Below are 11,528 nucleotides of genomic sequence, written 5' to 3'. Positions count from 1 at the left end.
CCACCGAAGTGGGCCGGGGTTGTCAATCTGGCGTTGACTTTTGGCACGCTGTTGAGTTCTCAAGGAACGGACGCTTCCTTTGTACTCACCCGAGATACTCTCTCAGGCTTTCCTCCGGGCAGTTTCCCTTCGGTCTTGCGTTTCCGACTCTATCAGACTCTTTCGTGTCCGATTTCCTCGGTGCCTTTCAGGTTTCCGCTCCGGCCTTTCGGCTTTCGCTTTTCCCTTTCCGGCGGTCCAAACACTATCAGCCATTTCCCGCCGCTCCGACCATGAACTCCTGCGGGCATGCAGAAGTCGATCAAAGCTAAGATCTGACGTGATAGTTGCCGCTGAGCCACCAGGCACTCGAAAGTGCCGCTCGGCCTCAAGCGGGAGTACGAGAGTACATGGGCGTGCAGGGCTGGCGCAAATCGTTTGCGTGCACCCTCTACGTCAGCCAACCGGTACCACTCATGCGGAACCGGAACTTTTTATGACTTACGCTCTGAAACGGTACGCCGTCCAGGACATGCAGTGTCGGCGACCATCGATCTCCACCCCTGGGAGGCTTGCCATGACCAGTGTGACGTCCCCGCTCGCCGGACGCGCCATTGGACTCTCCGCCGTTCCTGACCCGGTCTTCTCCGGTGCGATGGTCGGTCCCGGCACCGCCATCGATCCGGTGCGCGAGCCCTCGGCGGCTGTCGCGCCCGTCGACGGCATCGTCGTCTCTCTTCACCCCCACGCCTATGTAGTGGTGGACGACCAGGGCCACGGCGTCCTGACGCACCTGGGCATCGACACCGTTCAGCTGAATGGCGAGGGCTTCGAGCTGCTCGTCAACAAGGGCGACACCGTGCAGCGCGGTCAGGAGATGGTGCGCTGGGACCCAGCCGCCGTCGAAGCCGCCGGCAAGTCCCCGATCTGCCCGATCGTTGCCCTCGAGGCCACCGCCGAGTCCCTCTCCGAAGTGATCGAGGACGGCGACGTCAAGTCCGGCGACGCACTCTTCAGCTGGAAGTGACGCGGGCCGTCGCTGGCGGCATGCAGGTCAACCACCGCGGCGGCTGGGCCCGCCGCACTATCGGAGACGGTGAGATGGAGACAACGCTGCGAGGCGTCGGCGTGAGCCACGGTGTGGCGATCGGCGAGGTTCGGCACATGGGGACGGCGGTTCTCGAGCCGCCGGCCAAGCAGATTCCGACGGAGGACGCGGAGCGCGAGCAGGGGCGCGCCCGTCAGGCCGTGGAAGCTGTGGCGGCCGATCTGATTGCGCGCGGCAATCTGGCGGGTGGCGAGGCACAGCATGTGCTCGAGGCCCAGGCCATGATGGCGCAGGACCCGGAGCTCATGGCCGATGTCGACCGACGTATCGCGGTCGGCAGCACGGCCGAGCGTGCGGTGTACGACGCCTTCGCGTCCTATCGGGCGCTGCTGGCCGGTGCAGGTGAGTACCTCGCGGGTCGCGTCGCCGACCTGGACGACGTGCGGAACCGGATCGTGGCTCGGCTGCTCGGAGTGCCGATGCCCGGTGTCCCGGACAGCGACAAGCCCTACGTACTCATCGCGCGGGACCTGGCTCCCGCGGACACGGCGCTGCTCGACCCGACGCTCGTGCTCGGCTTCGTCACCGAGGAGGGCGGGCCGACCAGCCACAGCGCGATTCTGGCGCGTGCGCTCGGGGTGCCGGCCGTGGTCGCGCTGCCCGGTGCGGGTGAGCTCGCCGAGGGCACGGTGGTCGCTGTCGACGGCAGCACCGGCGACATCTTCGTCAATCCGAGTCCGGAGAAGAGGGCCGAGCTGGAGGCCGCCTCCGCCGCGCGGAAGGCCGCGCTCGCCGCGTCGTCCGGTCCCGGTGCGACGTCCGACGGTCACAAGGTGCCTCTCCTTGCCAACGTCGGCGGTCCGGCCGACGTGCCGGCCGCGGTCGAGGCGGGTGCGGAGGGTGTGGGTCTCTTCCGTACCGAGTTCCTGTTCCTGGACGACAGCAGCCGCGCTCCTTCCGAGGAGAAGCAGGTCGAGGCGTACCGGAAGGTTCTCGAGGCGTTCCCCGAGGGCCGGGTCGTGGTGCGCGTCCTCGATGCCGGTGCGGACAAGCCGCTGGACTTCCTGACGCCCGCCGACGAGCCGAACCCGGCTCTGGGTGTGCGTGGGCTGCGCTCGCTGCTCGAGCACCCTGAGGTGCTGCGTACGCAGCTGACCGCGCTGGCCAAGGCTGTTGAGGGACTGCCGGTCTACCTCGAGGTCATGGCGCCGATGGTCGCCGACCGTGCCGACGCGAAGGCCTTCGCCGCCGCGTGCCGTGAGGCGGGGCTTGAGGCGAAGTTCGGCGCGATGGTCGAGATTCCGTCGGCCGCTCTGCGGGCACGTTCGATCCTTCAGGAGGTCGAGTTCCTTTCGCTGGGGACCAATGACCTGGCGCAGTACACGTTCGCCGCCGACCGGCAGGTCGGTGCGGTGTCTCGGCTTCAGGACCCGTGGCAGCCCGCGCTGCTCGACCTGGTCGCGCTGTCCGCTGAGGCGGCGAGGGCCGAGGGCAAGAGCTGCGGTGTCTGCGGTGAGGCCGCGTCCGACCCGCTGCTCGCATGCGTCCTGACCGGTCTGGGCGTCACCTCCCTTTCCATGGGTGCGGCGTCGATTCCTTACGTGCGGACGACGCTCGGCAAGTACACGCTGGCGCAGTGCGAGCGTGCGGCCTCGGCCGCGCGTGCCGCGGACTCCGCCGAGGAGGCCCGCAAGGCCGCCCAGGCGGTGCTGTCCGGCGAGTAGCCGGAAGCCGGTTCTCTGTCGTGGGGCGCTTCACCTTCGTGGTGGAGCGCCCCACGGTCGTTTCAGTGGGTGTGCCCGCCCTCGGGGCCGGTGTCTCCGAGGTCGGGTGCCGCGCAGTAGTCGACGCCGGACTCGGGTGCGACGAGGTCGCCGGACTGGGCGTCGGTGCAATAGGCGTCGAAGACTTCCGCCGCGGTGAGTGGTAGCAGGCGTTCGTCGCGCAGGCGCCAGCCCTGGACGCGGTCGTCCCTGTCCGGGGCGGTGGTGCGCATGACCAGGCCGCCCGGGCTTGCGGTCGCGAGGCCGAGGGCCAGGACCGTGGTGAACTCGAGCGCCTCCTTCTCGTCGAGTCGTGTGCTGTCCTCGGTGTGGCGGTCGACGTGGAGCACCGACAGCAGTGATTCAGCGTCTGTGGGGACGCTGCACACGAGGTGGTGGGCACCGATGCCTGCCGTGTCGAGGACCCGTGTCAGGAGGAGCGAGGCGCGGGCGAAGGCGTCCCTTCCGATGTCCTGGCCGCAGCCACCGCACACCCCGATCCGGGCGAGGACGGACGAGGCGTACTCCCAGGTGGCTTGCCGGACGGCTTCGTCGACCAGGTCGGGCAGGAGGTCGGCCAGGGGCTGACCTTCGTAGGGGACGGTGGCGCCCAGGACAGCCAGTTCGGCGGTGAAGCGGGTACGGCTGGTGGGAGTGTCCGGTTCGAGGCCGGTCTCGGCGCAGAACTCCGCGTACTCCTCGGGGTCGAAGAGGGCAACGGTGGTGTGTCCGCCCTGTGCGGCGAGGGCCTGGAGGAGCTTCTCCACCTGCTGAAGGTACGTGTCGTGGTCGTCGAAGGCGAAGGTGCGGTAGCTCCGCATCGCCGTGAAGTCGCGTTCGTCGGCGAGCAGGCCGATGATGCCCGCGACTTCACGGCGCAGGACGCGTCGCATGCCGGTGTGCCGGGTGTTCTGGGTGTGCGCCATGGTTCCCCCTGAGAGCTGTAGTCAATGCTCACTCACGGTAATCGGGGGCACTGACAACGGCGGTGGAACCGGGTTCGGTCAGGAGCGGTTGCGGGCGATGTCCTCGTAGAAGCGCAGGAGTTCGACGCTGTCGACCGAGCCGAGGTTGACGGCCTTTTCGAGGGGGGTGCCCTGGAGGAGGCGTTTGACGGGGACCTCGATGCGCTTGCCGGTGAGGGTGTGCGGGACGCCTGGGGCTTCGATGATGTCGTCGGGGATGTGGCGCGGGGAGAGGCTCTCGCGGATGGTCTGCTTGATGCGGGCGCGGAGGTCGTCGTCGAGTACGGCGCCGGGCGCGAGGTGGACGAACAGGGGCATCCAGTAGCCGCCGTCGGGCTGTTCGAGGCCGATGACGAGGGACTCGCGGATTTCGGGGAGGCGTTCGACGGCCTCGTAGATGTCGGCCGAACCCATGCGGACGCCCTGGCGGTTCAGGGTGGAGTCCGAACGGCCGTGGATCACTACCGAACCGCGGGAGGTGAGGGTGATCCAGTCGCCGTGCCGCCAGACGCCGGGGTAGGTGTCGAAGTAACTGTCGTGGTAACGGCTGCCGTCGGGGTCGTTCCAGAAGCGGATCGGCATCGAGGGCATGGGGTTGGTGACGACGAGTTCACCGACTTCGTCGATGAGCGGTTCGCCCTGCGGGTCCCAGGACTGGAGGTCCGTGCCGAGGCAGGGCGCCTGGAGTTCGCCGATGTGGACGGGCAGGGTCGGGACGGCTCCGGCAAAGCAGGAGCAGACGTCCGTGCCGCCGCTGACGGAGGCGATCCAGAGGTCTTCGCGCACCTCGTCGTGGAGCCAGCGGAAGCCGTCGGGCGGGAGCGGCGAGCCGGTTGTGGCGACGCATTTGACGCGGGACAGGTCGTGGTCGCGCGAGGGGTGGACGCCGGCCTTGCGGCACGCCATGACGTAAGCGGCCGAGGTGCCGAAGAGGGTGGCTCCGGTGCGTTCGGCGACGGCCCACTGGGCGCCGGTGTCGGGGTAGCCGGGGCTTCCGTCGTAGACGACGATCGTGGTGCCCGTGAGGAGGCCGGAGGCGAGGAAGTTCCACATCATCCAGCCGGTGGACGTGTACCAGAAGAACCGGTCGCCGGGGCCGAGGTCGCAGTGCAGGCCGAGCTGTTTGAGGTGCTCGATGAGGATGCCGCCCTGGGACTGGACGATCGCCTTGGGGAGTCCCGTCGTGCCTGAGGAGTACAGAACCCACAGCGGGTGGTCGAAGGGGACGGCTTCGAAGACGGGCTCGGTGTCGGCGGATGTGAGCTCCGACCACTCAAGGGCCCCTTCGGGGGCGTCCGTGCCGAGCAGCGGGATGTGGACGACCGCGCGGAGGGTGGGCAGTTCGGCGCGGAGTTCGCCGACCGTGTCGCGGCGGTCGTGCTCCTTGCCGCCGTAGCGGTAGCCGTCGACGGTGAACAGGACGACGGGTTCGACCTGCTGGAAGCGGTCGAGGACACTGCGGGCGCCGAAGTCGGGGGCGCAGGACGTCCAGACTCCGCCGACGGCCGCGGTGGCGAGGAGGGCGACGACGGCCTCGGGGATGTTCGGCAGGTAGCCGCTGACGCGGTCGCCCGGGCGTACGCCGATGGCGCGCAGTTCGGCGGCGAGCGAGCCGACCTGGCGGCGCAGTTCCGCCCAGGTCACGGGGCGAGGCTCGTGTGTCTCGTCCACGTGGAGGATGGCCGGGGTGTGCGCGCGCTCGGGGTCGGTGGCGGTGCGCAGGGCGTGTTCGGCGTAGTTCAGGGTGGCGCCTGGGAACCATTCGGCTCCGGGCATGGAGCGGTCGCCGAGCACGCGCGCGTACGGGGTGGTGAACCGGATGTCGAACCAGTCGGCGACGGCCTTCCAGAACGTGTCGAGTTCGGTCACCGACCAGCGGTGCAGCGCTTCGTAGCCGCCGTCGGCGGGGGCTCCGTAGTGTTCGGACGCCCAGGCCTGAAAGCGCGTGATCTGCGCGTCGGCGATGAACTCCTTGTCGGGCTTCCAGAGCGGCGTCGGATTCGCTGCGGACGGCATGGGGCGGCTCCCGGATGTACGCGTGGTGTGCGTCGGTCCCGCGCACGGGCCGGTGTGTGCGCGTGACGCGGCTGACAGGGACGATGCCACGTGATCGACTTCCGCACCAGGTTGCGCCCCACATAGTCCGTGTCGTGAAGATGTGCTGCCACCACGGATGAACGGCAGTTGAACGACTCACTTTTGCGCGCCCCGCAATGACAGGGTGAGCAGCATGAACGGTCGTGACCTGGTACGCGCGGTGAGGGCGGTTGGCTTGGTGGGGGCGGTCCAGGGTTTGCGGGCGGTGCGGTCCTCGTGGCGCAGGAAGCGGGCCGATGCAGTGGGTCTGCGGCGCCGGGGGCCGGAGCGGGCGCGGGTACCGGGTCCGGTGACGGGGGCCGAGCCGGCGCCCGGTGGTGGTGTCGTCCGGTTCACGCGGTCCCGGCTGCGGATCACGGTGACGGTGACGGGCGCGGTCTTCTGGGGCTGGGACGGGGCGGACCCGGAACCGTCGTACGCGCTGGCGGGCTCCTGTCCGCAGCCGGATCCGCGGGCTGTCCTGGAGCCGGACAAGGACGGCGGCTGGCGGGTGGTGGCGGAGCGGGTGACCGTCGTCGTGTCGCGGCACGGCGCCGTCTCCGTGTGCACTCCGGGGGGTGTGGTGCTGCGGCGTGATCTGCCGCCGCGCTGGTGGGAGCCCGTGGACGGGGGCGAGGCGCGGTGGGTGCAGCGGTCCGAGGTGACCGCCGACGCGCGGTTCTTCGGTCTGGGGGGCCGGGCGTCGGGCCCGCGGCTGCGGGACGGCGCGTACCGCCTGTGGAACACCGATCCGGGCGGTTCCTTCGGGCCTGGTGACGATCCGCTGTATCTGACCATGCCGGTGCAGATGGTGGTTGCCGACGCCGGCACCCATCTGGTGTTCCACGACAACTCGTGGGACGGCACGGTGACGCTGTCCGAGGGCGAGGAGGGTGCTGGTTCCGGGCATGACCGGGCGGGGACGTGCGAGGTCCGGATGGAGGGCGGTCCGCTGCGCTGCTGGGTCATGGTGGGTCCCCCCGCGCGCGTGCTGCGCGCGTGGGCGTCGCTGACCGGTGCTCCCGCGCTGCCGCCGGCCTGGGCGCTCGGGTATCAGCACTCGCGTTGGGGCTTCGGCGGGGAGCAGGCGGTGCGGCGGATCGTCGAGGGCTACCGGGAGCGGGGGCTTCCGCTCGACGTGGTCCATCTGGACATCGAACATCTCGACGCGTTTCAGGTGTTCACGGTCGACCGGGAGACCTATCCCAATCTTCCGCGGCTCGCCGAGGACCTGCGCGCGGACGGTGTGCGGCTGGTGTCGATCGTCGACCCGGCGGTCAAGGCGGAGGCGGGGAACGCCGTGTACGACGCGGGAGCGTCCGTGGACGCCTTCGTGAAGGACGCGGCGGGGACGGCGGTGCGGGGCGTGGTGTGGCCGGGTGAGTCGGTGTATCCCGACTTCACCGACCGGGCGGTGCGCAAGTGGTGGGGCGGTCTGTACGAGGAGCGGCTCGCCCAGGGCTTCTCGGGGTTCTGGCACGACATGAACGAGCCGGTGTCCTTCAACGCGTTCGGTGACCCGACGCTGCCCCGCTCGGCAAGGCACTCCTTGGAGGGGCGGGGTGGTGACCACCGGGAGGCGCACAACGTGTACGGGCTGTGCATGGCGCGCGCCGGGTACGAGGGGCTGCGTGAACTGCGGCCCCAGGAGCGTCCGTTCCTGTTCTCGCGCTCGGGCTGGGCGGGGATGCAGCGCTACGGGGGGACGTGGTCCGGGGATGTGGCCACGGGGTGGCCCGGTTTGCGCGCGTCGTTGTCCCTGGTGCTGGGCCTCGGGTTGTGCGGAGTGCCGTATTCGGGCCCGGACGTGGGCGGGTTCGACGGGGATCCGTCTCCTGAGCTGTATCTGCGGTGGCTCCAGCTGGGTGCGTATCTGCCGCTGTTCCGTACGCATTCGGCGCTGCGGGCGGGGCGGCGGGAGCCGTGGGAGTTCGGTGACGAGGTGCTGGGGCACGCGCGCGTGGCGCTCGTCGAGCGCAGGCGCCTGCTGCCGTATTTCGTGACGCTGGCTCATCTCGCGCGGCGTACGGGCGCTCCGTATGCGCGGCCTGTGTGGTGGGGCGCTCCGGAGGACAGGGCGTTACGGGACTGCGAGGACGCGTATCTGCTGGGTGACTCCTTGTTGGTGGCTCCGGTCCTGGAGCCGGGTGCGGACCGGCGGGCTGTGCGACTGCCGCGTGGGCGCTGGTACGACACGGAGAGCGGGCAGGCTCACGAGGGGCCCGGTCAGGTTCTGGTGGACGCGCCGCTGTCCCGCGTTCCCGTCTTCGCGCGGGCGGGCGCGGTGATTCCGGTGCGGGGCGAGGACGGGGAGCTGTGCCTTGAGGTGTGGGCTCCGGCGCAGGGGCGTTCCGGCGGCGGGGTTGTCGTGCCGGACATCGGTGACGGCTGGCAGGCGCCGGACGTTCAGCGCTACACCACGCGGTGGAGCGGCGGCAGTGTGGTGGTGGAGCGGCAGGACGAGGCAGGGCCCGCCGAGCCCGCGTACCCGGTGCGGATCCGCGGGCTCTGAGCGTTCAGAGGGCTGGGGAGGTCATGCGGCGGTGCGCGTCACACGTAGCGGCCCTCGAACCAGGCGCGGGCGGCCAGGGTGTGGAGGGGGAAGGCGAGCTCGGCGGGGCGGCGCAGGAGGTGCCAGCCTTCGGTCTCGTCCGTGACGGCGGGCTCGGGCAGTTCGGCGGCCGGGCGTTCCGGGAGGAGGCCGAACAGGAGCAGGTGTCCGTCGGGCGAGCTCATCGCGTCGGCGAGGCGCACGTCGCGGCTCGCCGCCTCGATGCCCGTCTCCTCCTTGAGCTCACGGACGACGGCGTCCTTCCAGTCCTCCCTGTGGTCGACGAACCCGCCGGGCAGGGCGACTCCCCCGCGCGCGGGGGCGATGGTCCGGGTGATCACGACGAGAGCGGAACCGCGGCTGTCGTAGACGGCCTGGAGGGCGACCGCGACCGGCAGGGGGTTGCGGTAGCTCACGTCGGCGCAGGCCGGGCACGTGCGTGGCCATCCCGAGACGTCGGGTCCGTAAGCGGTTCCACAGCTCGAACAGTGGGAATCCGGAACGGCGTTGGTTATGTGGTGGGGTGCTGACACGCCGCGGACTGTATCCGATCGCGCAGCGCTGCTCTTCCCTGGCCACCCTTGATCCTGATAGATGCAGGGTTCATGAGACGAACAGCAACCGCCGTACGCAGACTCGCCGTCACCGCTGCCGCCGCGCTCCTGTGGACCGCCGGCGCTCCCGGCGCCGCGCAGGCGAAGCCCGAGCCCAAGGCTCCCGCGCAGTTCGTGGCGCTGCGGGATGTCGACCCGACGATCATCCAGGAGATCCGCTACATCACTGCGCACAACTTCGTCGGGGCGCCTGTAGACGGCTACGAGAAGCCGATGTGCATCCTCACCGAACCTGCCGCGAAGGCGCTCCACAAGGCGCAGGCGGGGCTCCTGAAGCGGGGTTACTCGCTGAAGGTGTACGACTGCTACCGGCCGCAGCGGGCGGTCGACCACTTCGTGCGCTGGGCCAAGGACCTCGACGACCAGCGGATGAAGGCGGAGTTCTATCCGCAGGTCGACAAGACGCGACTGTTCGCCGACGGTTACATCGCGAAGAAGTCCGGGCACAGCCGGGGCTCCACGCTCGATCTGACCGTCGTGAAGCTGCCGGCGGTGCCCACGCGCGCGTACGTGCCTGGTGAGCGTCTTGCGCCCTGCTACGGACCGCAGAAGGACCGTTTCCCGGACAACTCGGTGGACATGGGTACGGGCTTCGACTGCTTCGACACGCTCGCTCACACCGATGACCCGCGGATCCAGGGGGCGCAGCGCGCGAACCGTGACCTTCTGCGGGACGCCCTGGCCGCGCAGGGGTTCGTGAACCTGCCCGAGGAGTGGTGGCACTTCACGTACAAGCCGGAGCTCTTCCCGGACACGTACTTCGACTTCCCCGTCTCGCGGCGTTCCCTGAGCGGCCGGCCCATGGCACACTTCTGACGGTCCATCAGATCTGCTGGTGTCCTGATGGCGTCGTCGCAATCCAGCGCGGGAGGGGCCTTGTCGCGTACGCGTACACCTGTCGTGGCCGATTGGTTCACCGGGGAGGGAGACGACTTCCGGTTGCTCGGCACGCGCTGCTCGGCCTGCGCCTCGGTCTTCTTCCCCCGCGAGGACACCTTCTGCCGCAACCCCGGCTGCGCCGGAGGGGAGCTGCTCTCCGTGCCGCTCTCCCCGCGCGGCCGGGTCTGGTCGTACACGGACAGCCGGTACCGGCCGCCCGCGCCGTACGTGTCCGATCCGGAACTTCCATGGCAGCCCTGCACGTTGATCGCTGTGGAGCTGGAGGCGGAGCGCCTGGTGGTGCTCGGGCAGGCGGTTCCCGGGGTCTCCGTGGCCGACGTGGAGGTGGGCATGGAGGTGGAGGTCGTGCCCGGCGTGCTCGACGAGGACGGGGACACGACCTGGACGACGTGGCACTGGCGGCCGACGGGGGTGGCGGCATGACGGACGACGTGGCGGTGCTCGGGGCGGGCATGCACCCCTGGGGCAAGTGGGGGCGCGGTTTCGTCGAGTACGGGACGGTGGCGGCGCGGGCGGCGCTCGCCGACGCCGGGGTCGACTGGCGCGACGTGGACTCCGTCGTGGGCGCGGACACGGTGCGGGGCGGATACCCGGGCTATGTGGCGGGTGCGACGTTCGCGAAGGCGCTCGGCTGGCAGGGCGCGCGGGTCGCGAGCGTGTACGCGGCGTGCGCCTCGGGCGCCCAGGCGGTCAACGCGGCGCGTACGCAGATCCTCGCGGGGCTCGCCGACGTCGTGCTCGTGGTGGGTGCCGACGCCGCTCCCAAGGGGTTCTTCCGGCCCGCGGGCGGGGACCGGCACGACGATCCGGACTGGCTGCGGTTCCGGGTCCTCGGCGCGACCAACCCGGCGTACTTCGGCCTGTACGCGCGCCGGCGCATGGCCGTGCACGGGGACACGCTGGAGGACTTCGCGCAGGTCAAGGTGAAGAACGCGGCGGCGGGCGCGCTCAATCCGAAGGCCCGCTACCGCAAGACGGTGACGGCCGACGAGGTGGCCGCGTCGGCGGTCGTCGCCGATCCGCTGCGGCTCCTGGACATCTGCGCCACGTCCGACGGGGCGGCCGCGCTCGTACTGAGCGGCATGGACTTCGCGCGCAGACACGGAGTGCGCAACCCGGTGCGGATCCGCGCGGTGTCGACGGTCACGCCGACGTATCCGAACACGGTGCTCGACCTCCCGGACATCGCCACCGACTCGGCCGCGGCCGTCGAACCGGACGGCGTCACCTTCCGCGCCTCCATCGCGCGAGCCGCGTACGAGGAGGCCGGAATCGGCCCGGAAGACCTCTCCCTCGCCGAGGTGTACGACCTGTCGACCGCTCTGGAGCTCCAGTGGTACGAGGATCTGGGGCTGTGCGGCGAGGGCGAGGCGGCGAAGCTGCTGAGGGAGGGGGCGACGGCGCCGGGTGGGCGCATACCCGTGAACGCCAGTGGCGGACTCGCGTCCTTCGGAGAGGCGGTCCCCGCACAGGCCATCGCCCAGGTCTGCGAGCTGACCTGGCAGCTGCGCGGCACGGCGGGCGCCCGCCAGGTGGCGGACGCGCGCGTGGGAATCACGGCGAATCAGGGACTGTTCGGGCACGGCTCGTCCGTCGTCGCGGTCCGCTGACCGGCGGCCTCCTATGGATCCG

Annotated in this window: 9 protein-coding genes; 6 read left to right on the top strand and 3 right to left on the bottom strand. The window is 70.2% G+C overall.

The annotated features are described in order from the left end of the window. The first annotated feature begins 556 nt into the window (after window positions 1-556). Both ACWIGU_RS36500 and ptsP read left to right on the top strand, forming a co-directional pair. Window positions 557-1,006, top strand: a complete 450-nt coding sequence (locus ACWIGU_RS36500; RefSeq protein ID WP_454405949.1) for a PTS sugar transporter subunit IIA — start codon at window positions 557-559, stop codon at window positions 1,004-1,006. 74 nt (window positions 1,007-1,080) lie between these two features. Beyond that, the gene (ptsP, locus tag ACWIGU_RS36495) at window positions 1,081-2,751 is read left to right on the top strand and encodes a phosphoenolpyruvate--protein phosphotransferase (protein ID WP_454405958.1); all 1,671 of its coding nucleotides are present in this window, start codon (window positions 1,081-1,083) and stop codon (window positions 2,749-2,751) included. Window positions 2,752-2,813: 62 nt separating this feature from the next. On the opposite strand, the gene ACWIGU_RS36490 is transcribed toward ptsP, so the two are convergent. After that, entirely contained in the window at window positions 2,814-3,716 is a 903-nt protein-coding gene (locus tag ACWIGU_RS36490; RefSeq protein ID WP_454405948.1) for a hypothetical protein, read from the bottom strand. A 78-nt stretch (window positions 3,717-3,794) separates the two neighbouring features. After that, window positions 3,795-5,771: an acetoacetate--CoA ligase gene (locus tag ACWIGU_RS36485; protein ID WP_454405947.1), complete on the bottom strand. Its 1,977-nt coding sequence runs from the start codon at window positions 5,769-5,771 to the stop codon at window positions 3,795-3,797. Window positions 5,772-5,985: 214 nt separating this feature from the next. Between ACWIGU_RS36485 and ACWIGU_RS36480 the strand changes: the two genes are divergently transcribed. Next, on the top strand, window positions 5,986-8,343 hold the full coding sequence (locus tag ACWIGU_RS36480) for a glycoside hydrolase family 31 protein (RefSeq protein WP_454405946.1): 2,358 nt from the start codon (window positions 5,986-5,988) through the stop codon (window positions 8,341-8,343). Window positions 8,344-8,381: 38 nt separating this feature from the next. Here the strand turns inward: ACWIGU_RS36480 and ACWIGU_RS36475 are convergent, their stop codons facing one another. Beyond that, window positions 8,382-8,915 carry an NUDIX domain-containing protein gene (locus ACWIGU_RS36475; protein ID WP_100597510.1) on the bottom strand — a complete coding sequence of 178 codons (534 nt, stop codon included), beginning with the start codon at window positions 8,913-8,915 and terminating at the stop codon, window positions 8,382-8,384. 72 nt (window positions 8,916-8,987) lie between these two features. Here ACWIGU_RS36475 and ACWIGU_RS36470 point away from each other — a divergent pair, with 72 nt between their 5' ends. The 3 genes from ACWIGU_RS36470 to ACWIGU_RS36460 are packed head-to-tail and all read left to right on the top strand — an operon-like array spanning window position 8,988 to window position 11,506. Beyond that, window positions 8,988-9,812, top strand: a complete 825-nt coding sequence (locus ACWIGU_RS36470; RefSeq protein WP_454405945.1) for a M15 family metallopeptidase — start codon at window positions 8,988-8,990, stop codon at window positions 9,810-9,812. Window positions 9,813-9,839: 27 nt separating this feature from the next. Beyond that, on the top strand, window positions 9,840-10,319 hold the full coding sequence (locus tag ACWIGU_RS36465; protein ID WP_454405944.1) for a Zn-ribbon domain-containing OB-fold protein: 480 nt from the start codon (window positions 9,840-9,842) through the stop codon (window positions 10,317-10,319). Then, a complete protein-coding gene (locus ACWIGU_RS36460) occupies window positions 10,316-11,506 on the top strand; it encodes a lipid-transfer protein (protein WP_454405943.1) in 1,191 nt (396 codons plus the stop codon). The genes ACWIGU_RS36465 and ACWIGU_RS36460 overlap by 4 nt, the downstream gene beginning before the upstream one ends. Window positions 11,507-11,528 lie beyond the last annotated feature (22 nt).

This window comes from Streptomyces sp. NPDC055400 (assembly GCF_053644375.1).
This window is presented reverse-complemented; position numbering and strand designations above follow the sequence as displayed.